Origin of the sequence: Maribacter polysaccharolyticus, assembly GCF_028882255.1 — a bacterium.
In the GTDB taxonomy this organism is placed as follows: Bacteria; Bacteroidota; Bacteroidia; order Flavobacteriales; family Flavobacteriaceae; genus Maribacter_A; species Maribacter_A polysaccharolyticus.
Genome location: NZ_JARBUY010000004.1, coordinates 29,131 through 53,134 on the forward strand (window position 1 = coordinate 29,131; position 24,004 = coordinate 53,134).

Below are 24,004 nucleotides of genomic sequence, written 5' to 3' on the forward strand. Positions count from 1 at the left end.
CTATAAACACAATCAACATGAAAAAATGGTTAATACCCTTGATTATAGTGGCCGTCGTGGTCTTTGGATTCTATCGTTGGGGTGTAGGCTTCAACAATACGGCCATAAAACTAAAGGAAACTTCCACAAAAACCTGGGCCAATGTTGAGAGTGCCTACCAGCGTAGGAACGATCTTATCGACAATTTGGTAAAAACAGTACAGGGTGCCGCGGATTTTGAAAGGGGTACCTTAACGGATGTTATCGAAGCCCGGGCAAAAGCCACTTCGGTTTCTATAGACCCTACGAATATTACCCCTGAACAATTGGCCAAATTCAATGAAGTCCAAGGCGGATTAAGTGGGGCACTAAAAAGTCTCCTGGTAACCGTTGAACGGTATCCCGACCTTAAGGCCAACCAAAACTTTCTGGAATTACAATCCCAATTGGAAGGCACTGAAAACCGGATCAATGTTGCCCGTGACCGCTTCAATGCCACGGTGGAACCCTATAACAACCATATAAAAACCTTTCCGAATTCATTATTGGCCGGATTGTTCAATTTTGAAGAGCTCACTTACTTTAAATCCGAGGCAGGAGCTGAACAAGCCCCCTAAGTCAACTTTGATTTTAAATAGACCGCACCATGTCCAAAGTGGAAGAATTTTTAACGGCCGGGGAAGAGCAGGAAGTCATACGTGCCATCATAGCGGCCGAAAAGAATACTTCCGGTGAAATTCGCGTACATCTGGAGCCCAGTACGAAAATCGATCTTCTCGAGCGGGCCAAAGAGGTATTCCACTTATTGAAAATGGACCGAACCAAGGAAGAAAACGGGGTACTGATCTATATTGCGGTAAACGATAGAAAATTTTCCATTTATGGTGACCGGGGTATAAACAAGGTCGTTCCCAAGGATTTCTGGGATTCCACAAAGGAGGTTATCGAGGCCCATTTTAAAAAGGGAAGATTCAAAGAAGGGCTCATCGAAGGCATAACAAAAGCAGGAAAAGAGTTGGAAGTACATTTCCCATGGCAATCCGGGGATGTAAATGAACTGAGCAATGAAATATCTAAAAATTAGTTTACTCGTATTGCTTTTATGCTGTGGATCGGGTACATACGCCCAATTCAGCATTCCCGAAAAACCAAAGAAGGAAACCAGTGTTTATGACTACGTTAGTCTCTTAAATGAAACCCAAGAAAAGCGCTTAGAACAAAAACTCATCCGGTATTCAGACAGTACCTCCACCCAAATAGTCGTCGCCATCATCAATTCGACGGAAGGTGAGCAGATCAATTACCTTGGAGCCAATTGGCTGACGGAATGGGGGATCGGACAAAAGGGGAAAGACAATGGCGTATTAATACTCTTAGCGAAAAACGATCGTAAAATCGGCATCAATACCGGTTATGGCGTTGAAGGTTCCTTGACCGATGCCATGTCTAGAAGGATCATCGAAACCGTTATCATCCCCCATTTCAAGCAAGGGAATTTTTATGAGGGGTTGGATAGTGGCACCGATGCCATTTTCCAGGTCTTGAATGGAGAATTTAAAGAAGAACGCTCATTCAACGATGACCCCGGTTTTCCTTTCGACACGTTTTTACCTATCATCATTTTCATTGTCATTATGATCATACTATCGAGTCGCAACCGCGGAAGCGGGGGTGGCAAAGGTGGTGGCCGAAAATCGGGACTCGACCTATGGGACGTCATCATCCTTAGCAATATGGGACGCGGAGGCCGATCCAGTGGCGGATTTGGTTCTGGCGGTAGCTTCGGTGGTGGTGGCTTCGGTGGCGGCTTTGGCGGTGGTATGGGTGGAGGTGGCGGAGCCTCCGGGGGTTGGTAATCCTATTTTGCACCTTTTCACTTAAGGATGAAAAGCAACCCTATCCCCTTTCTTTTATCTTACCATAAAAAGACAAATGGTTTTAAAGAAAATTCTTATTGGCATCCTCTTCCTATCCTTTGTATTTTCTTGTGAGGATGACAAAATCGATTGTTCTGCGGTTTTATGTTTAAGCTCCCCTTCGATAGGTTTTGATATCCTAACTGATGGCACTAATGTTTTTTCCAATGGAAATTATACTTTGAACAGTGTTACCATTGCGGGTGAAACGGCCATGGAAACCAATATTTCCCTTGAGTCGGATTTAGACTCCACCCAAAATCCGATCCTTTTTATGCAAAATCCCAAGTGGACCGATGGCGAGTATACATATACCGTGCATTTAGGAAATGACGAACTCTTTCAAATGAAAGCAACCTTCATTGAATCAGAGGTAAAAAACAGTTCTTGCTGTGGTAATGTGGCAACAGTACAAAGCTTGGAGATTAACGGAAGTCCAATTGAAAAAACCAACGGATTCTACATAATTTCACTTGAATAAAGTTGATTTGACTACTTTTTTCTCATAAAGACCTTTATCGGCACTCCGGTAAAATTGAAATTCTCCCGAAGTTTATTCTCCAAAAATCTTCTGTAAGGATCCCTTACGTATTGAGGCAAGTTACAGAAAAATGCAAATTGCGGATATGGAGTCGGCAATTGCGTACAAAATTTGATTTTGACGAACTTCCCTTTATAAGCCGGAGGCGGATAACTCTCAATGATCGGCAACATAATATCATTGAACTTTCGTGTAGGTATTTTGTTGCTACGGTTTTTATACACTTCGACTGCCGTCTCTATGGCTTTATAAATACGCTGCTTTGTAAGCACGGAAATGAAAAGAATGGGAACATCGGTAAATGGTTCTATGGCCTTTTTGATCTTTTCGGTATATTGTTTCATGGTATTGGTTTCCTTGTCTTCCACCAAATCCCATTTATTCACTAAAATCACGATCCCTTTATTATTGCGATGTGCCAACCAAAAGATATTCGCTACCTGGCCATCAAAGCCTCTGGTAGCATCCAGGATCAATAGGCAAACGTCACTATGCTCAATGGCCCGTACCGAACGCATTACCGAATAAAACTCAAGATCTTCCTTAACTTTTGATTTTCTTCGGATTCCGGCCGTATCGACCAAATTGAACTCAAACCCAAAACGATTGTATTTCGTATCGATACTGTCGCGCGTGGTACCTGCTATATCGGTTACGATATAGCGTTCTTCCCCGATCAAAGCATTGATGAAAGATGATTTACCAGCGTTGGGCCTACCCACAACGGCAAATCTCGGTAATTCACTTTCTTCTTCCACAGTGTCTGGCAACACCTCGACCAAGGCATCGAGCAATTCCCCCGTACCACTACCATTGATACTTGAAAGCGTATAATACTCCCCTAAACCAAGTCCGTAAAACTCGACGGCATCTTCTGCACGTTTGGCATTATCAACCTTGTTTACGGCCAAAAATACGGGTTTGTTCACCCTTCGTAATAATTTGGCCACATCCTCGTCCATACCGGTGACGCCACTTTCAACATCGACCATAAATATCAATGCATCTGCCTCCTCGATGGCCAATTCGACCTGCTTATCTATTTGTTGTTCAAAAATATCATCACTACCAACAACATAACCCCCGGTATCGATCAATGAGAATTCCTTGCCGTTCCAATCACTTTTCCCATAATGCCGATCTCGTGTCACCCCACTTATGGCATCGACAATAGCCTCCCTTCTCTGGATCAATCGATTAAAAAAGGTAGATTTCCCAACATTAGGCCTTCCTACAATGGCAACAATAGCACCCATACATATTTATTTTGCCGCAAAGGTAGTACTATTTAATCTTCAAAAATTCAAAATAAACCCCAAAATAGTGGATATACCGCCTTGATAGGGGTATATTTACCTCTTTATGAATTCGATTGTGGCCTATTTTATCCTCGCCAGAACCCCTTAAGTATCAAAAGTTTTGACAGGTATCGCTATGGTATGTTGAACTCACGATGCCATCATGGTCCCCTATATTTTGAACATTGTCCGACAGAAAACACCAAGGTGCCCGATACGCCAATGAATACTACATTTTTAAAGTCGAACAGGGGAGTGCTCTATTTCGCTCCTATTGGGAAAAGATTGCCCATGGGCAAGATGTTATCCATTTTTTTGTTAAATTCAAAAACACTTAATGGTTATATATGAGCATTTTACCCAATGAAATTGTATTACGCCCAAGGTTTCAACTTCAACTGAACCAACCCAAGGATCTGGTCTTGAAGTCTTTTGAAATAAAGAACACTCCCCCATTCATCGTTAAACGAATGGATGACCATGTATTCATAAAATTCAATAGGGAAAACGTTCATTTTTGGTCTCCACAATTGCACCTGGAAATCAATGATGCAGAGGAAGGAGGTTGCAAGGTCTTTGGTCTTTTTGGACCGAACCCTACCTTATGGACATTTTTCATGTTCCTACATTTTGGTGTGGCCACCGTTTTTATCGGGCTCGGAATTTGGGCTTATTCGAGTGCATCACTAGGCAGACCCATTGGACTTCACATCGGTCTTATGGCCGTTATGGTCATCCTTTGGTTCGTCCTTTATGCATTTGGAAGGGCCGGAAGAAGTAAGGGCAAACCACAAATGCACGAATTGCATCGGTTCATGAATCAAAGGTTAGGCCAATAACCCGTTATTTTTTGTTATAACCGAACCGCTTCAATTGTTTGGCGTCACTCCTCCAATTTTTATTTACCTTAACGTATAGCTCCAGATGTACCTGTTTGCCGAAAAACTTTTCCAAATCTTTACGGGCCTCGATCCCAACGCGTTTTAAAGCGCTTCCTTTATGGCCAATGATGATCCCTTTCTGGGAATCGCGTTCAACCATGATCACGGCCCTCATACGAATGATGTCCGGTTCTTCAAAAAACTCCTCCGTTTCGATTTCAACGGAATATGGAATTTCCTTTTTGTAAAAAAGCAGTATTTTTTCACGAATGGTCTCATTCACGAAAAACCGTTCGGGCTTATCGGTAAGTTGATCTTTAGGATAGTATGCCGGTGCCTCCGGAAGCAATTCAAGAATGCGTTCAAACACCCCTTTGACGTTAAAATTATTCAAAGCCGAAATCGGATGGATCTCAACCATTGGCAACTGTTCTTGCCAATATTGCACCTGTGTTTCCAATTCTTCCTGGGTTGAAGCATCTATCTTGTTCAATAAAAGCAACACAGGAATTTTACTGTTCGCTATTTTTTTAAAGAATTGTTCATCCTTTAAGGCCTTCTCCCCTATCTCGACCATATACAATAGCACATCGGCATCTTCGAAGGCCGACTTCACAAAGTCCATCATGGATGACTGGAGCTCATAGGCCGGTTTTATGATTCCCGGGGTATCTGACAAAATCATTTGAAAATCGTCTCCGTTCACAATACCCAAAATCCGATGTCGGGTAGTTTGTGCCTTTGACGTGATTATGGATAGTTTTTCCCCTACAAATGCATTCATCAAGGTAGACTTGCCCACATTGGGGTTTCCGATAATATTTACGAATCCGGATTTATGTGTTCCCATACTTGTTACTTTTTATGCCTTCGCGGTTTCGGCAGGTTCCTATCGTACATTACAATACTCCCCGCAACGGCAACATTCAAACTCTTTATCGACTTAAATTGAACCAGATAATGTGCTTTTTTACAGGCCAAATCACTTAGCCCGTGGTCTTCGGCCCCTAAAAGATACACACATCTTCTAGGATGGTTAAATTCTTCCAAGGCCACGGCTTCTTCTTTCATTTCCACCCCTACCAATTGCGCCCCTTTGGGCAGGTTGGCATAAAAATTCTTAAAATGATCATAATGAAAATAAGGCATCGCCTTAACGGCGTGGTGGGTATCGCAGGCCTGCTTGGCATAACGGTTCCCTATGGTAAAAATAAAACTAGCCCCTAAATTTTGGGCGGTTCGCCATAACACACCCAAGTTTTCCGGCGTCTTTCCGTTTTGGATGCCAATACCAAAAAACTCATGTTCGAAATTATCGGTGCTCACTTTTTAGCCTCTTAAAGTACTTTTTAGCCTCTACATTCACTTTAGGTGCCAACAAAAGTACGGCAATCATGTTGGGTATTACCATTAATGCGTAGGAAAGATCTATTAAGTTTTTGACCAACTCCAAGGATGCGACCGCGGCAAAGACAATCATTACCACAAAATACACATTGTACCATTTGCCGATTTTGGCATTGGTCAAGAACGATAAACTCTTGACCCCGTAATAGGAATAGGTAAACAAGGTAGAAATGGCAAAGGCGGAAACAATGACCATTAACAATACACCTCCCCAACTGCCCAAAGAGGTATTAAAAGCATTCAGTGTCATGACTATTCCACTACCTTCTTCCAAATAGGCACCACTTAAAATCAAAACAACTGCCGTAAACGTACATACCATAATGGTGTCTATAAATGGACCTAGCATGGCTACCAAACCTTCGCGAATAGGCTCATCGTTTTTGGATTGCCCGTGATACATGGGGGCACTTCCCAGTCCGGCCTCATTGGAAAACATGGCCCTTCGGACCCCGATGATCACCAAGCCCCAAAACCCTCCGGTAACCATGGTATTGAAATTCCAGGCTTCGACGAGGATCATTTTGAGGGAGGGGACGATCAGCGGGGCATTCAACACCATGACCACGACCACGGCAATTAAATAAACCGCTACCATAAAAGGCACAATGGCCGAAGCTACCTTAGCTATTTTTGTAAGTCCACCGAAAATCACAAAGGAAGTAACCACTGCCAACACCAAGCCTATGGTCCATTTCCAATTTTCATCCCCCATATTGTATAAGGTCTCCGACGGTGCAACCACATTCATGAAAGTCTCTGTAAATTGATTGGCCGTAAAAACCCCCAAAAAGCCGAACAGCCCACAAAAAGCAAAGAAGATAGCCAGGGGTCTGGCCCTTTCTCCCAGACCTTTGGTAATATAATACATGGGACCACCTTGAAGCTTCCCATCTTCATCGGTACCCCTGAACATGATCGCCAGACTACAGGAATAAAATTTAATGCACATTCCTATAAGGGCGGTCATCCAGATCCAAAAAACGACCCCTGGTCCGCCATCGTGGATGGCAATGGCCACGCCCGATATGTTCCCGAGTCCTACTGTGGCAGCAACGGCTGCGGAAAGTGCTTGTAATGAACTTACGTCACCCACGGCATTCTCATCGTCATATTTACCTCTGGTAATATCCAGTGCATGTTTAAAGTACCTATACGGCAATCCCCTAGAATACATCACCAAAAATACCCCTCCTCCAATAAGCAAGATAAACATGGGCCATTCCGTCCATTTAATGGCATCTTGCAAAAAGCTATTTAAAATTTCCATAAGGCATGAAGGTAAGAAATTTTTACAACTGACCTTGGTTAAGAACTAAACTAAGTACCAAATTAATTTCCTCAACTTTTTAAGGGTTGATTTTCTTATCTTTAGCAAAAACCCTTCTTTAGCAAAAACTGTTATGAGGTTAAAATTAATTCCGTTATCACCCCTTATTTGCTGTCTTTTGTTGTTCGCGTGTAGTCAGGAAACGCAAGAAGTTACACCTACTTTTTACCAAGTAACTATAGAAAGCAGTTCTGGTGGCACTACCGATCTAGAAACAGGAAAATATGAAGAAGGCACAAGCTTAACGATAACAGCTTTGGCAGATGATGGTTATATTTTTGAAAATTGGTCCGGAGATAGCACGAGTACATTGACAACGTTAACCCTTACCGTAGACAAAAACATAAATCTCAAAGCTAATTTCATAACGGAATCCAATTTCCAGGTACCAACCGATAACGTTGTCTTGATAAATGAGGAATCGATAGACCAAAGCGGTTATATTTTTGCTGTTGAAAATGGCGGAAAAGCTTGTTATCTCATAGATCACAACGGGCAATTGATCCATGAGTGGATCTTTGAGTTGGCTTTAGGCCAAGATGCCGAGCTTACTCCGGACGGTAACCTTATCGGATTATTTAAAGCGGAAACAAGTCCGGTTGGTTTTGGTGGTCAAGGGGGTATTTTAAGGGAAATTGCACCTGATGGCAGTATCTTATGGGAATATGAGATAGCTACGGAAGACGAGATATTACACCACGACTTTACATTAATGCCCAACGGAAACATTTTGGCCTTGGTTTGGTATCGTATTTCCAATGAGGAAGCGGTTGCCGTAGGCTTAAACAACACCACCGATGTATTTATGGAAAAAGTGGTAGAAATAAACCCACAAAGCAATACTGTCGTCTGGGAATGGAAAAGTTGGGACCACATAGTACAGAACTTCAATACAGAGCTACAGACTTATGGGGAACCTGCCGCCAACAAAGACAGGATCAACATACTGTATTCCAACAACGACGTACACGAATTTGTTGCCAAAGGCGATTTGGTGCACCTAAACGGAATTGCCTATTACCCGGATAAAGATATCATTGCACTAAGTGCCAATTTTTATAGTGAAGTTTGGTTTATAGACCATAGCACCTCTGCTCAGGAAGCCACGACCAATAGTGGAGGGCAGTTTAATAAGGGGGGGCGTTTATTGTACCGCTTTGGCAACCAGAAAGTATATGGAGACAACGATGCCAACAGTGATTTAAATTTTAATCACCATCCTAGTTTCATTAATACAAATGGCGAGCTGAGCCTATTGATCTTCAATAACAACACTAGTGTTGGGCAGTCTCGGGTAATGGAATTTTCCCTGCCAAGCATAGATGGCAATTCTTTGGACATCGGTACCGAATTACGCTTTGATTTTACCGATGAAGAACTATATTTTGGCCGTGTAAGTGGTGCCGTACGGTTACCCAATGGCAATACGCTTATTTGTGAAGGCGATTATGGCTTCTGGGAAGTTACCCCGAAAGGTGAAATCGTCTGGAAATACGACGGAAATGGACAAGGCTACTGGCGCGGTCTTTACTATGGACAAACGAGTATGACCATAGTCAATTTACTATCCAATCTCTAAAATTGGAACATTTCGATTAGATAAAACCAAAATGAATGCAAAGTTAATTTGGCGCAATCTAAAAATGATTGTATATTTGTCGCCCGTTACGGATAGTAGCGTTCTTCTTGTCAGTGTTATGGACTGAAGTTGTAAAACAAGAAAGAAGAAAAACCCATATCGCGGGGTAGAGCAGTAGGTAGCTCGTCGGGCTCATAACCCGAAGGTCGCTGGTTCGAGTCCAGTCCCCGCTACTAAGCCAAAAGCCATTTGATTGATTTTCAGTCAGATGGCTTTTTTTCTTCCCGATATTTTCCCGATTTTTAGCCCACCCTCCATTAATGGTGATTGATTAATCATATTAAATACAAGACTAATATAATTCTCTTCCAATAAATTAAATACACATTACCTATTTATATAAGAAATTTTGAAAACCCATACCAATACACAAAAAGAACGGGGGGATGTTCATTTTTTCATTCCTTTTGAGGCATACTTTGGCCATACCATGATGACTATCGCATTCTTGGAACAATTTCCGATACGATTTGCATTTGAAAAATTGCTATATTTTTATAGTCTCGTTAGTAACTGGGGCAGAATCAAGAACATCAACTTCCCTTAAAGTCCAAACTTCACATGTAAGTCTGGTGTACTGAAACTCCATTGGTTTGAAATTACAAGCTTTAGTTTGTTCTGTTTCCACACCCATTGATTTCAATAGTTCCTAAACCCTCCTTTGAATTTGGTTATTTAGTTAAAATACACATCTTTATTCATCTAATTTAGAATAAAGTCCGGCATTTTATAATCGTTTATTTGAACTTTTATAAATGTTCAATGAAGTTCATGCGTTTGCCCAAAATTCTAACAATAAAAATTTCATCTGCACTGTCAAATTGATAAAAAACAACATGGGCTTTATAACTGTAGTATTTTAAGGTATTGGCAATGGTCGAAGCATCCTTGGCCAATTCTGGACGTTCAGCTAGTTCTTCTAAAAAGGTTTCTAAATCCAATAGGTAATTGGTGGCCTGGTCAGGACCAAAAAACTTGATACCGAACTTATATATACCCACTAAGTCGTGTTGGGCTCTTGTAGATAAACTATAATTGCCCATTATCCACTTTTGTGATAATGTCACTTATTTTTAAATTGCTTCTGCCACTTTGCAAACCTTCATCAATGGCTGTCTTAAGCTCTAGGAGCTTCATATTCTGTTCTTGGTCCTTTCTTACCAAATCCCTTATGTATTCACTATCATTGGTGAAGTCACCGGATTGAACCCTAAGTTTTATCCAACTGTCCTGTTGATCTGTAAAAGTGATTGATTTTCTAACTGTTTCCATAATTTAAACTATGGTGCAATATAGTTCTTTTTTGCACCATATACAAAAATCATTTCGCTTATTACAATCCTTTATTTGAACTTTTTTAAAGATAAAGATTTTGAGTTTTGAACTGTGCGAGAAAAGGGGAAGCTTACACTCTTCTTAAAAAATCGCTTCCCTGAATTTAACCTTTCGCGGTTCTATAATTAGGGAATACTCAAACCCTATTATTCACTTCGGAATAAATTTCTTCCATACCTGAACATATAAAAGGTTACTAACCAAAAAAAAACATTTAGCAAAAAAGTGAACGTAAATTCACCCCAGTAATAACCTAGGTTTTGTGTTACAGCCTGAGAAAATTGAGAAGCTAAAATCGGCAATGCTAAAATAAGTCTTGCAAGAAAACCAATACTCATTAGAATAAATGCTACTCCTATAAACCTCTTTATAACGGTTGGTAACTTCATAGATTCTAAATATTGTTCATCCTTTATTTGAACTTTAATTGCCTCAGTCCATTGTTACACACAGACTTTTTTATTTTTCAGTAACTTGATAATAAATCATAACGTAAGACGGTGACATCGCCAAAAGTTCGTTGGTATCTTTTCCATTGTCGGTTAAATGTGCAACTCCACAAAATCGGTCAAATCCATATTTTTCATCTTTCCATGATGATGCAAATACCATTAAAGGTATTTTTTTATTCAATTTCCAACTGGTATTCTTATAATTTCTCCAGTTGAAAAAGGAATTTTTGTTTGTACGTTTCAATTCAATCTGCACTTTTGAGTAAAAGGCATAAGTTTTAATGAATAATTCACTTTTGGTATCGTCGTCCTTAGTGATGATTTTTATTTTATCCATATAGTCATAATATGGCTTTTCTTCCTCAGAATAACGATACGTACTCTCAAATTGACCCAAAGTATCTGTCTTTATTAAATTTCCGTTATCGTACTTGTCCGAGAGCAACAATATTTTGTAATCTTTGTCGAATTTTCCAAATTCAAATTTATTCATTCGGACTCCTTGAACTTCAATCATCTCAAGTAGGTCCAAAATAGAGGTTTCCTCAGGATGAAATGTTTTCATTGGATCTTCTTTCTCCATTTGAGTCCTCTGGTCAACTTTAAATTCTTGTCCAAGTGAGAATTGAATGGTCATTAAGCAAATGGAATATAATAAATAATATTTCTTCATTCTACGGTATTTAGTTAGTATATAACGGTTCGGCTCGTATGTTCGGTTCTTAATTTGAAGATAAAATCGTTTAATTGAACTTTCATGAAGATAATAATTTCGAATATTGAGCTGTGCGTTAATAAGGGAAGGCTACAAAATGACCAACCATGGTTGAAAACGGTTCTAGTTTTAATTGAAAACTATTTTATAATCAGTATTGCGCTATTGTGTCTATTATGCATAAGGTTCCTTTTATCAAGTTTAGATTTAAAATTCATCTGAGGTGTTTTCAACATCTCATTGTTTCCTTTTCGGTGAAATATATTTATAACTCTTTGGTCATTAAATGTTACTTATCCCCGCTGGAATTTCATTCCTTAACAGTGACGATTTCTTTCAATCGAATGTCTTTACTGGAAGCTCCCACCTGAATTTCAAATTCACCTGGTTCCACCTTATATTCACGATACATAGCATCAAAATAGCGGAAGTCCTCTTTTATATCCAATGTAAATCGAACGGTTTTTGATTCACCTTTTTTAAGGTCTATACGTTCAAACTTTCGCATTTGTTTTACAGGCATCCATGTATCTGATTTTACATCTTTAACATAGAGCTGTACGACTTCTTCCCCATCAAATTTTCCTGTATTTTTAACATTTACCGATACAGAAAGCTTATCAGTGCTCTTTAGTGTGGTTTTATCGGTACTTAGCTTAGTGTATTCAAAATTGGAATAACTCAGGCCATGTCCAAATGGATATAATGGCTCACCGGTATAATACCTATAAGTAAACCCTTTACCGGCACGCATATTATAATCCTTGAAATCTGCCAATTCATCCGTTGATGAGTAGAACGTAACGGGTAGTCGACCTGCAGGATTATAATTACCCAATAACACGTCAGCTACGGCATCTCCCCCTCGTTGTCCAGGATACCAAGCCATTAGGATTGCATCCAATTCGTCTTCCAAACCATCGAGAGATATGGCACTACCGGACATTAAAACAAATATGACTGGAGTTCCAGTATCTTTCATCGCTTTCAAAGCCCTTAACTGGGTTTGTGGTAGTTCAATTTTAGTTCGATCACCACGGTTAAAGCCTTCAATATTATCACGTCCTCTCATTTCTTCACCTTCCCACGATGCATCCAATCCACCAACAAATATGGCAACGTCTGCATTTTTAACTTCGGATAATGTTTCTTTGGATATTAGGGTAGGATCAATCGTGTTCCTAGCAATATACTCTGGTGTTTCCCAAATAAGGTTTACCTCTCCACCTCCCGTGTTTTCGTAATAGTCTACCTTAATATCATAGGATTGTCCTTTCTTCAATTGAATTTCCCCAAAATAAGGAGTTAAGGATTGATTTGTCCAACCATCGGCAATCTTTTTTCCATCGACCCAAAGCCTACATCCATCATCTGAAGCTACACCCAGCTTATAAGTACCTGTCAGTGGAACTTGCAATTTACCTGTCCAACTGACCGAAAAAGCATCATTCCGAATCGCTTTATCAGGACTTATAATTCCCTGGGCGACTTCAGTACTTGTTGGTGATGTTTCGCTAGGCCATTTGAACTTTATTTGAGAATCCACTCTTATAAAATCGGCTTCGCCTTCTAGTTTCATGTTATTAAAATAATGCCCCGTTAAACCTTCTATAGTTTCCCCATTCTCATCAACAGTAGATAAGTACTTTGCTTCAATTATTGGAAAGTCTTTATTAGTGATATCAGGTATTACCATGGGTACACCTTGAGAATAAGTCACCTCAACATCTTTACCTACGGCATTTTCTATCCCCTCTTTCACCGTAACAAGGTGTGAAGCTTTTCCAAAATAGTTGCCGCGTAAAGCCTTGATATTATCTGCGTTCGGACCTACTAATGCAATTCTTTTCAGCTTATTCTTATTCAAAGGAAGGATACCATCATTCTTCAGCAAAGTCATTGATTTCTGAGCCACAACCAAAGCCATTTCATTATGGGATTTACTATCATTGACCTCAATAGGAATATTGGCATAAGGTACAGTTTCGGCTGGATCGAACATGCCCAATTTCATTTTTGCCAATACCAAACGATATAAGGACAAATCAATCTCACCTTCGTCAATTAAACCCATTTCAACTGCCTTTTTTAAATGATTTTGATATACAGACCCACAGTTTAAATCGCAGCCTTTACGCACTCCAATGGCAGCAGCTTCCTCTGGAGTATTAACTATTTTATGAAAGGCATGAATGTCTCTAATAGCGCCACAATCGGAAACGACATAGCCCTGAAACTTCCATTTGTTACGTAAAATATCTTCAAGAAGTAACCAGCTTGCACAAGCCGACTCTCCGTCTACACGGTTATAAGCTCCCATTATGGAATATGCTTTGGCATCTACAATTAAATTTTCGAACGCAGGTAAATAGGTTTCCCACAAATCGCGCGAATTGGGTGTTACATTAAAAACATGCCTATCGGGTTCTGGACCATTGTGCACTGCAAAATGTTTTGGGGTAGCAACAAGCTTCATGTATTTAGGATCATCGCCTTGAAGTCCTTTTACAAACTGCATTCCCATTTGACCTGTTAGGTATGGGTCTTCTCCATAAGTTTCATGACCTCTACCCCACCGCGGATCCCTGAAAATATTGATATTAGGTGACCAGAAAGTTAATCCATAATATCTATCAAAATTTCCTTTGCGAACTGCATCATGATGTTTTGCACGTGCTTCATCACTAATTACATCGGCAACTTTCTTCATCATGGCAGGATCAAACGAAGCAGCCATACCAATAGCTTGAGGGAACATGGTGGCTACCCCTGAACGAGCCACTCCATGTAAACATTCGTTCCACCAGTTATATTCGGGAACACCTAAACGAGGAACAGCAGGAGCGTGGTCTCCTAATTGTGCAATCTTTTCATCTAGGTTCATTAGGCTAACCAAATCTTTGGCCCTTGTTTCAAAGTCCAAGTTAACATCCATGAACTTATGGGTTTGGTTTGATACTACCTGACTGCAAACTGGCAGTGTTATTAAAGTAATTAGTAATGTTGCTAAGTAATTTTTCATAATTCTTTGTTTTTCAATGTTGGGCACATAATAAAATCGTTTAATTGAACTTTCTTAAGGGTAACCATTTTTAAAGATTCATTGTACGATGTACGCGTGAAGCCTAAACAGGGAAACTTCATACGACGGTATCTATTAAAATAGTCTTCAATACTCCCTTAGTTTTCATACAAAGTATCAAAAACTGCGTCCCCACTTCCGACCGGACTTGTAAAAAAGCCATGGCTTTTTAATGGTTATAGGTGTTAGGTGCCGGTTTTATTCATTCATTAAATCAGTGACTTTCTTTTCCAATTCCTTTCCTCTTAAATTTTTTGCCACGATAATTCCATTGGGATTTAGAAGAAACGTTGTTGGATATCCCCCTATTCCATAGGTTTCTTTTATTCTATTTAAATCGTTTGATATAATTTGAGGCCAAGATATTGAATGCTTAATTATCATTTTTTCTAAATCTTCTGCTGGACTATCGCCAACAATGCCAATGATTTCAAACTTTGACCTGTCAATGTTTTCATATAAATAAGTTAGGTTAGGCATTTCCTGGATACAGGGACCACACCAAGTGGCCCAAAAGTCAAGAAATACGTATTTTCCTTTAAAACTGTCTAATGTAATTGGAGTTTTTGTCTTGAAATCATCCCCAGAAAAATCATAAGCCTTAAATCCAATTTGGGTAGAGGGCAATTTGCTTTTGGGTAAATCCATTTTTTCCAATACCAATACATTTTCGTTCTTTTTTACACCTAAATTCTTATAGATCCCATTTTCAATTTCAAGAAATTCATTTTTTGCGATCAAGCTTTGGTAATGGGCCTTTTCTCCTTTTTCAATCAAGTCGCCAACCTTTATAATGCCCACTTTGTCATACGACAAATTTGTAAAATCGTTAGACGAAATAGCTATTTCCTCCCCTTGAAATCTTGCTGTTGCATATTGTGCGAAATTGCTTAAGAATATGTTGTATTGTTTCATGTGCACGATTAAAAGTGGAGCACTAACTTGGATTATCCTATCATTTGAAAATTGCTCAAAACTCACTTTGATGGCGCTACTCTTTACTAATGAATCATTATTGATAGTACCCTTCGGGTTGACTTCCGTAGGTTTAAAAATATCGTCATCACTAAAATCATGATTATTATTTGCGTCGACTATCATTTGCAGTTCGCCAACAGAATCTTCCCCAAAAGCAAAAGCGATTTTAGATTTTATAGGTTTTTTCGATAAATTGATCGAGTCTGGCTCCCAATTCCATGTTTTTTGTAATTCCTCATACCTTTCTTTTGTAATATTCCCTAAATAATAGTTTTGATATACGGATTGGTATATATCTGTATCCACATCTCCAATTTTAACATCAGTCCAGTTTTTAGGTATTCCGGATGTTTTTAGATGTGTTTTCTTCCAAGGGTCATTTTCATTATCCGAATAAGGTGATATTCCTACCATGGCTGGATCAAAAGGTCCATACCCCTCTTGGAATGTTATGGGTAATTTGAAGATTTTCTCATTTGAGCAGCCTTGTATGAATAGAAGGTAAATACTGAGCAACAAAACAACACTGAATTTCATCTAATTTATTTATGGTTAATGGTTATTTAGAGCAAGCGTAAAGGCAACAGTTGAACGTCGAGAAGACAGGGAGGGATTCACTCCAAGCCTCCTACCTCCCCGTTTGTGCCGATCCCGCATCTTACAACCCTTATTATATATATCCAAATGAATGTTTTGATCTTGTAAATCCTACTTTCCATTCCGTTTATACGCAATGCTATCAAATGACAGAAATTAAATACGTATTTTCTTTCAGCAAGCACAGGGGATAATGTAAAAATAGATTACGTAATCAATATCGGTTATAAAACATTACCCATAGGTTATAAATTACAGCCTATTTTGAAATTAAATCCCTTAATTCCAATACTTTAATAATAATGACAACGCTAAGGTAGTTTTAGAAAACTAAGCTGTTACAACTGAGGGAAACTTACGATAAACTGCTCAATGACCGTTAAAGGGTTTGATTCGTCTTTGGTCCAAAAACTTTCCCTTATTTCATCTACTTGCGATTTGATGTTTCCTGTAATCATGAATTATTATGAGGGATTTGATTAAATAAATAAAAAATGACATTTTAACTTATCAAGTTAATTAAAATTAAATGACTATACTGATTAAATTTTTAAATACTAATTGTATTGTTAGATTTGCCTACGTTCGGCTATTAATAGGTTTATAACTTATCAATAGTTTCAAATAATATTCATGAAATTTTCTAATCTTAATGAATCTCATACTTGAGGAAATTAGCAATAAAAACGAAAAAGTTTTTAAAACATTTTTCAAGAAACACTATCCGGAATTAATTGTTTATGCTAATGGCTACCTTTTTGATAAGGATGCAAGTGAAGACCTTGTACAAGAAGTTTTCATCTATATATGGGAGCATGCCGATAGATTGAAAATAGAAACATCGTTAAAAGGCTATCTCTATACCATGACAAGGAATAGATGTTTAAATTACCTAAAGTCATTGAAGATTCATGATGATTTTGGAATTCTTGAATTTAACATCAATTTAATTACTGAGACTGTTTTCGATGCTACTTCCGAAGAGGATAAAAAAATTGTTTACCATCAAATCTTAAAAATTGTTGACACGCTTCCCGATAAAATGCAGCAAATAGTAAAACTCAAGTTTTTCCAAAATTACAAGTATCAAGAGATAGCAAAAGAGATGAATATTTCTGTAAATACAGTAAAAACACAATTAAAAAGGGCAAAATTAAAAATTACAGAATTGACAACAATTCTTCTTATTTTGCTTGAAATGAAGCATTAAAATTCTTTTTTCGCCACTTTAATTTTAGTGTTTTTTGAATTTTGTTGAATTAAAATTATTTTTTTGTCACCCATTATTGATTTTTCGTTGTCTTAACTTTAAAACAATGTAAACTTTAAAATGGATTTCAAATTAATTTTAAAAAAACTAAACAATACTCTTTCTGAAGAGGAATCCGCTATTTTCTCTAAATGGTATAATGATTCTAACCAGCACAAAGATTTTTTTGAAAAAGTAAAGCAAGCACAACAAGATGAAGCTTTATTAGTGGATATCGAAAAAGGCTGGAAATCCATAGAAAATAAAATAAAGCCAGTCTCTGCTAAGAAAACCAATTATTTAAAATATGCCGTTGCCGCATCCATAGTGTTATTGGTATCGATTACCATTATAGTCCAACAGAATACTGAACATAAGGTTGTTGCTCCTGAAGTGGCAACAAAAAACATTAAAATCGGTACGGACAAAGCAACGCTTACGTTGGCTGATGGCACCAATGTGACACTAGAAAAAGGGCAACATTATATTTCAAATAATATTGAGAGTAATGGTGAGGAATTAGTGTATCAACCCTCTAAAAATCAAAATCCTGAAATTGCATACAATTATTTAGCCATCCCCAGAGGTGGGCAATATCACGTGGTGCTTTCTGATGGCACGGAGGTTTGGTTAAATTCAGAATCGAAATTAAAATATCCAGAAGGTTTTATTAAAGGAGAACCTAGAGCTGTGGAATTGGTATATGGTGAAGCTTATTTTGATGTGTCTCCGAGCTCAAATCATGAGGGGGCAAAATTTAAAGTAATAACCAATGACCAAGAAATAGAGGTGTTGGGTACTGAGTTTAATATAAAAGCTTACCGAGATGAAAATTTAATCTATTCTACTTTGGTGGAGGGGAAGATTTTAATAAAATCCGACTCTTATGAAAATATTTTATTGCCCAATCAGCAAACCATCATTAACAAAAATAACAATGCTGTTGACCTTATAAATGTAGATGACCTTTACAGTATCACGTCATGGAGAAAAGGTGTGTTTAGTTTCAAGGATATGCCTTTAAGTAATATAATGAAAGTATTATCCAGATGGTATGATGCCGAGGTAATATTTGCCAATAAAGAGGCAGAAGATATTTTATTTACAGGGATATTAGATAAGAACCAATCCATTGAAGAGATTTTATTCTCAATTTATAACACCAATAACATCACATATGAAATAAATGATAAGACTATAATCTTCAAATAAAAAAGAAAGGGAATCAAGGTTAGGAATTCTCACAACACAAACCTCTTTTCCCTCTTAAAGATAATTAATCAAAAGTTTAACTAATTAACTCAAGCAAATTTATGGAAATTAAATTAACCAAGGTTTTTTTCTTTCTCCGAAAGAAACTGTTAAAAATCATTATGAGAACTTTTATCTTTTTATTGTGCTCAACAGTATTTAGTTTTTCTCCAGTAAATGTATTATCACAGAACTTGAAAATTAAAATACCGGAAGATAAAACCCTTACCGTTGACCAAGTTTTCGACATGATAAAAGAACAAACAGACTTTAGATTTATTTACCGGTCAGACATATTCAAAAATTACCCCAAAGTAAACGTTAAAAAAGGGGTTATGAAAGCGAATAGATTGTTGGAAAAGAGTCTGTCAAAAGGGAATTTCAAATTCAACATTTCAGCCAATAACACCATTACGATAAGAAAGGCATCTGCCGTTCAGGAACTAGAGATCTCAGGTATTGTCACAGATGAAAACGGCCTACCTATACCTGGAATAACGGTGTATATTTCAAGTAGGGAACCTGGTAGCGGGCCAATAAACAGTGATTTTTATATTAGGGGCACAGCCACAGATTTCAATGGTGAATTTAAGATAACAGGAGAAGTTGGCTATTATCTAATAGCTACTGGTCTAGGGTTTGAATATTTTAAAGCCCAAATTACCCCTGGTCAAACTATTTATAATATTTCTTTAAAGGAATCGGTAAGTGAACTCGATGAAGTTGTTGTTATATCATCGGGTTTCCAAGAAATATCAAAAGAAAGGGCCACTGGCGCCTATGTGGGGGTTAAAAAAGACCTAATTAATAAGCCTGCATCCAGTATTTCAGAAAGAATCATAGGCGCAGTTGCAGGGGTTCAAAGTACCGTTGCAGCAGATGGATCCGTTAGTTTTCAAATTAGGGGTTTGTCAAGTTTAGTGGCTAATGCAGATCCTTTAATTGTTTTGGATGGTTTTCCCATTGAAGGGGCGTTTGAAACCATTAACCCCAATGACGTAGAAAGTATTACGGTATTAAAAGATGCCGCTGCAGCCTCCATTTGGGGAGCAAAGGCAGCCAATGGGGTGATTGTAGTTGAATCAAAAAAGGTAAAAAAACAGAAGACCAACGTTTCCATTTCTACATTTGTTCGTACTTCCAGCAAGTTGGATCTGGATTATGTACTTGCGAGGGGCTCAAGTGCAGATTACTTAGAATATGAACAGGCTGCCTTTGATACCAATTTTTTTGGCGATTACTTTGGACCTCCTAGTATCTCGGCAACTCAGGTATCTTCCCCTTATTCCCAGGCCATAGTAGCAATGAACGAGGCAAGATTAGGGAGAATCACGGAAGCTGAAAGAGATGCCACTTTAGCTACCTTGGCCGGTCTGGACAACTCTGATCAAATAAGGGATTATTTGTTGGCTACCCCCTTAACTGCTCAGTATAACATCAGCATCTCCGGTGGAAATGAGAAAATGGCCAATAGCCTTTCCTTATTGTTCGAAAATAAAAATAGTTATTTCATAGGTGATGACACCAAAGAATATCAGGTAAACTTCAAAAATCAAACGCAGTTGGCAAAGGGTTTAAAGTTAGACTTCGGTGCTATGTTACAGTACTCCGATGTAACAGCGAACTCTGGTGATATGCTAAACGTCATTAAAGGTCTATCGCCTTGGGATATGCTAAAAAATGAAGACGGTTCTTTAACAGATATGTCTTACTTAAATTATTACATGCCCAATTTCAACGAATTTGTACCTTCTGAACTTTTCCCTTATTCCGATTGGTCATACAACCCCATAACCGAAGTTCAAAATAGAGATTTAAATACAAAACAATTAAATACTCGCATAAATGCCGGTTTGACCGTGGATATCATCGACGGATTACAATTGTCCTCTAAAATCCAATATGAGTTGTTCAACACTAAAAATAGGGATTATTACAATGACGAAACATATGCTGTCAGAAAATTTGTAAACGAGACCTCAGGACCTGAATGGCGAACAGGTGATGTGCCGACTCAATTGGTTCCAAGTGGTGATATCTTAAATTTAAGTTCTAGCGAAGTCAATGCCTATAATTGGAGAAATCAATTAAATTTCAATCGCACATTTAGTGAAAAACATCATGTGGATGTATTGTTGGGCAGCGAGTTAAGTAATAGAACGGCCAAAGCTACGATCAACCCTGCTTCATTTGGTTATAATCCAGAGACATTAATAAGTTCAGACCTCTTAGAGGATCGGGACACTCATCGTTTATGGAATAATTTGCCGGCAACATATGCAGGTTATTTCCATTCATTTGGTTTGTCGTTTCAACATTATTTCAGTGAAACCACAACCAGACTGTTCTCATTATATGGAAATTTAGCTTATACCTTTGATGATAAGTATGTAGTAACAGGGAGTTATAGAACAGATGCGGCTAACATAATTTCGGAAAACCCGGCTTTAAGATATGATCCCTTTTGGTCAGGTGGTTTAGGCTGGCACCTTGGAAAGGAAAATTTCATGGAAGGGGCTTCTTGGCTAGATAAGATTTACCTAAGAACTACCTATGGTTCTGGCGGTAATATTATTCCAAACTCATCATTTACCCCGATTATCAGTTTGGGCAGTAGCCTTGATCTGGTTACAGAACAACTTACAGCAACGGTTATTGATGAGGGCAACCCTGATCTTAGATGGGAAAGAACCACTAGTTTAAATATTGGCGTCGATTTTTCAACCTTTAAAGGTAGGTTGTATGGTAGTATAGATATTTATAATAAGAAAGGTGAGGATTTAATAGTTGACCAAGCTACATCCGGGGTTTATGGAACAACATCCCAGAGATTGAATAAGGGAGAAATGGTAAATAAGGGTATAGAGCTAAGCATTGGTACCTCGCTACCTATAAAAGGAAACGACATTGTGTGGTCCGGAACTTTTAATTATTCCCATAATGATAATGAAATTACTGAATTCAACAAATTGGTATATGGCTCTACAGAGTTGTCCATAGGGCCTACAACTTCTTATGTTGAAGGGTATAACGCAAACGAACTTTGGTCTTTTGAATATGCCGGCTTATATGATGCAGGAGGTGGTGTTATGGCACCCAGCGTATATGGGGAAGATGGCAGCAATATCGATCTTAACTTGGGAGCAGGTGGTAATCCTCTCGATTATATGATTGCAGGTGGTACAACGAATGCCCCAACAATACTAGGCGTTAGAAATGCTTTTAAAATTTACGATTTTGACTTTTCATTTATCTTCACCGGAAAATTTGGTCATGTTTTTAGAAGACAGGGCTTTAACTACGACGATCTTTCAAATGGAAACTCCTATGTTAATGAGAAATTTAGCGAGGTAGCCAACGGTGATCCCAACGAAATTTTACCATATCCATCAACTGGGGGGGTATCTAGGTATTATTTTTATTCTGTTTATTACCCTTATTTGTCTTACCTAACAGAAAACGCATCACATATTAGATTGCAAGAGGTCAATCTTACCTATAATCTACCAAAAAGTATCACAAATAAACTAGGAATAAATTCATGGAGCCTTTTTGCACAAGCCAATAACTTGGGAGTCATTTTGTTCAATGATTTTGGTGAAGATCCAGAATACCCCAAAGAAAGTCTAAGGCCACAGGCCACCTTCACATTAGGCATGAATTTAAACTTTTAAAAAAAACATAATGAAAAAAGGATATATATATACACTGTTTGTTGCTCTATTAACTTTATTTAGTAGTTGTGATGATTTTTTGGACGAAACCCCATCCAAAACATCGGCTATAAGTCCAAGTTCTCTAGAGGAGTATGAAGCTATATTGGACAATTATACCCAGTTTTATAAAGAGGGCATTTATCCAGCGATTTTTGGTACGGATGATTTTGGATTAATCACCGATCTACACGACAATGGTGGGCTCTATAATACATACCATGCCATCTATGGTACGTGGAACAACGAGTTGGGCCCAGATGCAGGAAATTCTGGATGGTCAGGGGAATGGAGAAAAATTTTCATGGCTAATATGGTTCTCGCCGAAATTGAAGATGTTGACGCCACTGACGAAGAAAAAGCCAATATTATAGCAGAATGCCATTTTATCAGAGCATATAGCTATTTTGTTTTAGCCAATACATTTTGTTTACCCTATACAGAGGCAAATAAACAAGAGTTGGGACTGCCCATAAAGCAAACAACCAGCTTTGATGAAAGTATTAAAAGAGCGAGTCTTGAAGAAACTTATGAGTTAATTGAATCAGATCTCACAAAAGCTTTGGAAATAACCCGAGAGTTTGGAGAAGTCAATGATTTAAAACAATCTTGGCGGGCAAACACAGCTGCTGTAAATGGTTTTGCGGCACGCTATTATTTGTCTTTAAATGATTATGGGACCGCGCAAGCTTTCGCCCAAATGTCCCTTGACGAGTATGACTTCTTGAGAAACTATAATACAGATATGCGGTATTCGGATATTACTTATAACGTAACCATTTTTGATCCAGACCCAACTCAAGTAGAAATACTTTATCCCTATACCCGTGAATTACAGAGCGTGCATGAAGATAGATTGGAGTTTGGGGAATTATACTATTATAGAATGATGTACAACGGTAATTGGGCCTATTGGCCATCACCGGAATTGCTTGATCTTTATGATCAAACCAATGATTTAAGATACAAATACCATGTGGTGGAAGATTATTCATATGACCGTGGGGCCAAAGACCCTCCATATAGCTATCCAGGTTATATTTTCTTCTTTAGGAGTGATCTTCCCAGTGGGCCATCTGTTTCAGAAATGCTCCTAATCAAGGCAGAATGCCAAATAAGACAGGGGGCCTGGGCCGAAGGGATTGAAACAGCCAATATATTAAGAGCTGCCAGAATGGATGCCATGGCAGATGCTTCCGAAATTAATTTAAGTGCAACTTCTCAAGGAGAAGCCTTAACGCTGCTATTGGAAGAACGCCGAAGAGAAATGCCTTTTGTTCACAGATGGTATGATATTAGACGCTACAATAACAATGAAGATACCTCGGATGATGTCATTGTCTCCAGAACGTTCTATCCATATAATGCAAACGTCATTTTAGGCGATGAAAGTCCGGTTACCATAACCTTGGATATAAACTCTAGAAAATATGCCTTCCCGATCCCAAATTCGGAAATTCTTATTTCAGAAGGAGCATTGGAACAAAATCAATATTGATTTGTGAAAACAAAAGGCTTGTTAAACTTTCTTTAGCAAGCCTTTTAAACCGAATCTATCGTTTTCCTATCGGTAAAAATCCGAAATAAAGGCTCTTGTTTCAATTGTCGGACTGCGAATTGTTCTGTTTGCACATGCCCTTT

At 38.3% G+C, this 24,004-nt stretch carries 19 protein-coding genes and 1 tRNA gene; 11 read left to right on the top strand and 9 right to left on the bottom strand.

The features are described 5' to 3' along the window. The first annotated feature begins 17 nt into the window (after nt 1–17). The 4 genes from PHU20_RS12940 to PHU20_RS12955 all read left to right on the top strand — a co-directional run bounded on the left by PHU20_RS12940 (nt 18) and on the right by PHU20_RS12955 (nt 2,376). Nucleotides 18–596 carry a LemA family protein gene (locus PHU20_RS12940; protein ID WP_274825807.1) on the top strand — a complete coding sequence of 193 codons (579 nt, stop codon included), beginning with the start codon at nt 18–20 and terminating at the stop codon, nt 594–596. Nucleotides 597–625: 29 nt separating this feature from the next. Then, entirely contained in the window at nt 626–1,063 is a 438-nt protein-coding gene (locus tag PHU20_RS12945) for a TPM domain-containing protein (protein ID WP_274825808.1), read from the top strand. Beyond that, complete coding sequence (locus PHU20_RS12950; RefSeq protein WP_274825809.1) at nt 1,044–1,835, top strand: TPM domain-containing protein; 792 nt, start codon at nt 1,044–1,046, stop codon at nt 1,833–1,835. Before PHU20_RS12945 ends, PHU20_RS12950 begins: the two co-directional genes overlap by 20 nt. A gap of 76 nt (nt 1,836–1,911) precedes the next feature. Continuing rightward, nucleotides 1,912–2,376: a hypothetical protein gene (locus tag PHU20_RS12955; protein ID WP_274825810.1), complete on the top strand. Its 465-nt coding sequence runs from the start codon at nt 1,912–1,914 to the stop codon at nt 2,374–2,376. A gap of 11 nt (nt 2,377–2,387) precedes the next feature. Here the strand turns inward: PHU20_RS12955 and der are convergent, their stop codons facing one another. Beyond that, nucleotides 2,388–3,692 (bottom strand): ribosome biogenesis GTPase Der, encoded by a 1,305-nt coding sequence (gene der / locus PHU20_RS12960; protein WP_274825811.1) that lies wholly within the window; start codon nt 3,690–3,692, stop codon nt 2,388–2,390. 389 nt (nt 3,693–4,081) lie between these two features. Here der and PHU20_RS12965 point away from each other — a divergent pair, with 389 nt between their 5' ends. Next, nucleotides 4,082–4,573: a GTP-binding protein gene (locus tag PHU20_RS12965; protein WP_274825812.1), complete on the top strand. Its 492-nt coding sequence runs from the start codon at nt 4,082–4,084 to the stop codon at nt 4,571–4,573. A gap of 4 nt (nt 4,574–4,577) precedes the next feature. Here PHU20_RS12965 and era read toward each other — a convergent pair whose 3' ends face one another. The 3 genes from era to PHU20_RS12980 are packed head-to-tail and all read right to left on the bottom strand — an operon-like array spanning nt 4,578 to nt 7,292. Continuing rightward, complete coding sequence (gene era, locus PHU20_RS12970; protein WP_274825813.1) at nt 4,578–5,465, bottom strand: GTPase Era; 888 nt, start codon at nt 5,463–5,465, stop codon at nt 4,578–4,580. A gap of 5 nt (nt 5,466–5,470) precedes the next feature. Then, entirely contained in the window at nt 5,471–5,941 is a 471-nt protein-coding gene (locus tag PHU20_RS12975) for an RNA methyltransferase (protein WP_274825814.1), read from the bottom strand. Next, nucleotides 5,928–7,292 carry an alanine/glycine:cation symporter family protein gene (locus PHU20_RS12980; protein ID WP_274825815.1) on the bottom strand — a complete coding sequence of 455 codons (1,365 nt, stop codon included), beginning with the start codon at nt 7,290–7,292 and terminating at the stop codon, nt 5,928–5,930. Before PHU20_RS12980 ends, PHU20_RS12975 begins: the two co-directional genes overlap by 14 nt. 133 nt (nt 7,293–7,425) lie before the next feature. On the opposite strand from PHU20_RS12980, the gene PHU20_RS12985 reads away from it, so the two are divergent. Next, nucleotides 7,426–8,931 carry an aryl-sulfate sulfotransferase gene (locus PHU20_RS12985; RefSeq protein WP_274825816.1) on the top strand — a complete coding sequence of 502 codons (1,506 nt, stop codon included), beginning with the start codon at nt 7,426–7,428 and terminating at the stop codon, nt 8,929–8,931. A gap of 160 nt (nt 8,932–9,091) precedes the next feature. Next, a tRNA-Met gene (locus tag PHU20_RS12990) sits at nt 9,092–9,164 on the top strand. A gap of 576 nt (nt 9,165–9,740) precedes the next feature. Here PHU20_RS12990 and PHU20_RS12995 read toward each other — a convergent pair. The 5 genes from PHU20_RS12995 to PHU20_RS13015 all read right to left on the bottom strand — a co-directional run bounded on the left by PHU20_RS12995 (nt 9,741) and on the right by PHU20_RS13015 (nt 16,090). Next, on the bottom strand, nt 9,741–10,034 hold the full coding sequence (locus PHU20_RS12995) for a type II toxin-antitoxin system RelE/ParE family toxin (protein WP_274825817.1): 294 nt from the start codon (nt 10,032–10,034) through the stop codon (nt 9,741–9,743). Next, complete coding sequence (locus tag PHU20_RS13000; RefSeq protein WP_274825818.1) at nt 10,021–10,263, bottom strand: type II toxin-antitoxin system ParD family antitoxin; 243 nt, start codon at nt 10,261–10,263, stop codon at nt 10,021–10,023. Before PHU20_RS13000 ends, PHU20_RS12995 begins: the two co-directional genes overlap by 14 nt. A gap of 522 nt (nt 10,264–10,785) precedes the next feature. Then, nucleotides 10,786–11,451, bottom strand: a complete 666-nt coding sequence (locus PHU20_RS13005; protein ID WP_274825819.1) for a DUF5041 domain-containing protein — start codon at nt 11,449–11,451, stop codon at nt 10,786–10,788. A gap of 352 nt (nt 11,452–11,803) precedes the next feature. Beyond that, on the bottom strand, nt 11,804–14,515 hold the full coding sequence (locus tag PHU20_RS13010) for a glycoside hydrolase family 3 protein (protein ID WP_274825820.1): 2,712 nt from the start codon (nt 14,513–14,515) through the stop codon (nt 11,804–11,806). A gap of 258 nt (nt 14,516–14,773) precedes the next feature. After that, nucleotides 14,774–16,090: a TlpA family protein disulfide reductase gene (locus tag PHU20_RS13015; RefSeq protein WP_274825821.1), complete on the bottom strand. Its 1,317-nt coding sequence runs from the start codon at nt 16,088–16,090 to the stop codon at nt 14,774–14,776. A 712-nt stretch (nt 16,091–16,802) separates the two neighbouring features. On the opposite strand from PHU20_RS13015, the gene PHU20_RS13020 reads away from it, so the two are divergent. The 4 genes from PHU20_RS13020 (at nt 16,803) to PHU20_RS13035 (ending at nt 23,861) form a co-directional block, all read left to right on the top strand. Beyond that, entirely contained in the window at nt 16,803–17,360 is a 558-nt protein-coding gene (locus PHU20_RS13020) for an RNA polymerase sigma factor (RefSeq protein WP_274825822.1), read from the top strand. Nucleotides 17,361–17,480: 120 nt separating this feature from the next. After that, a complete protein-coding gene (locus tag PHU20_RS13025; protein WP_274825823.1) occupies nt 17,481–18,611 on the top strand; it encodes a FecR family protein in 1,131 nt (376 codons plus the stop codon). Between the two features lie 101 nt (nt 18,612–18,712). Next, entirely contained in the window at nt 18,713–22,324 is a 3,612-nt protein-coding gene (locus tag PHU20_RS13030) for a SusC/RagA family TonB-linked outer membrane protein (protein WP_274825824.1), read from the top strand. A 10-nt stretch (nt 22,325–22,334) separates the two neighbouring features. Further along, nucleotides 22,335–23,861, top strand: a complete 1,527-nt coding sequence (locus PHU20_RS13035; protein WP_274825825.1) for a RagB/SusD family nutrient uptake outer membrane protein — start codon at nt 22,335–22,337, stop codon at nt 23,859–23,861. Nucleotides 23,862–24,004: the final 143 nt, after the last annotated feature.

Bases quoted from the DNA above. Each gene is read 5' to 3' on its own strand.
- PHU20_RS12940 (WP_274825807.1), top strand. From the start codon at position 18: ATGAAAAAATGGTTAATACCCTTGATTATAGTGGCCGTCGTGGTCTTT.
- PHU20_RS12945 (WP_274825808.1), top strand. From the start codon at position 626: ATGTCCAAAGTGGAAGAATTTTTAACGGCCGGGGAAGAGCAGGAAGTC.
- PHU20_RS12950 (WP_274825809.1), top strand. From the start codon at position 1,044: ATGAAATATCTAAAAATTAGTTTACTCGTATTGCTTTTATGCTGTGGA.
- PHU20_RS12955 (WP_274825810.1), top strand. From the start codon at position 1,912: ATGGTTTTAAAGAAAATTCTTATTGGCATCCTCTTCCTATCCTTTGTA.
- der (WP_274825811.1), bottom strand. From the start codon at position 3,692: ATGGGTGCTATTGTTGCCATTGTAGGAAGGCCTAATGTTGGGAAATCT.
- PHU20_RS12965 (WP_274825812.1), top strand. From the start codon at position 4,082: ATGAGCATTTTACCCAATGAAATTGTATTACGCCCAAGGTTTCAACTT.
- era (WP_274825813.1), bottom strand. From the start codon at position 5,465: ATGGGAACACATAAATCCGGATTCGTAAATATTATCGGAAACCCCAAT.
- PHU20_RS12980 (WP_274825815.1), bottom strand. From the start codon at position 7,292: ATGGAAATTTTAAATAGCTTTTTGCAAGATGCCATTAAATGGACGGAA.
- PHU20_RS12985 (WP_274825816.1), top strand. From the start codon at position 7,426: ATGAGGTTAAAATTAATTCCGTTATCACCCCTTATTTGCTGTCTTTTG.
- PHU20_RS12995 (WP_274825817.1), bottom strand. From the start codon at position 10,034: ATGGGCAATTATAGTTTATCTACAAGAGCCCAACACGACTTAGTGGGT.
- PHU20_RS13000 (WP_274825818.1), bottom strand. From the start codon at position 10,263: ATGGAAACAGTTAGAAAATCAATCACTTTTACAGATCAACAGGACAGT.
- PHU20_RS13005 (WP_274825819.1), bottom strand. From the start codon at position 11,451: ATGAAGAAATATTATTTATTATATTCCATTTGCTTAATGACCATTCAA.
- PHU20_RS13010 (WP_274825820.1), bottom strand. From the start codon at position 14,515: ATGAAAAATTACTTAGCAACATTACTAATTACTTTAATAACACTGCCA.
- PHU20_RS13015 (WP_274825821.1), bottom strand. From the start codon at position 16,090: ATGAAATTCAGTGTTGTTTTGTTGCTCAGTATTTACCTTCTATTCATA.
- PHU20_RS13020 (WP_274825822.1), top strand. From the start codon at position 16,803: ATGAATCTCATACTTGAGGAAATTAGCAATAAAAACGAAAAAGTTTTT.
- PHU20_RS13025 (WP_274825823.1), top strand. From the start codon at position 17,481: ATGGATTTCAAATTAATTTTAAAAAAACTAAACAATACTCTTTCTGAA.
- PHU20_RS13030 (WP_274825824.1), top strand. From the start codon at position 18,713: ATGGAAATTAAATTAACCAAGGTTTTTTTCTTTCTCCGAAAGAAACTG.
- PHU20_RS13035 (WP_274825825.1), top strand. From the start codon at position 22,335: ATGAAAAAAGGATATATATATACACTGTTTGTTGCTCTATTAACTTTA.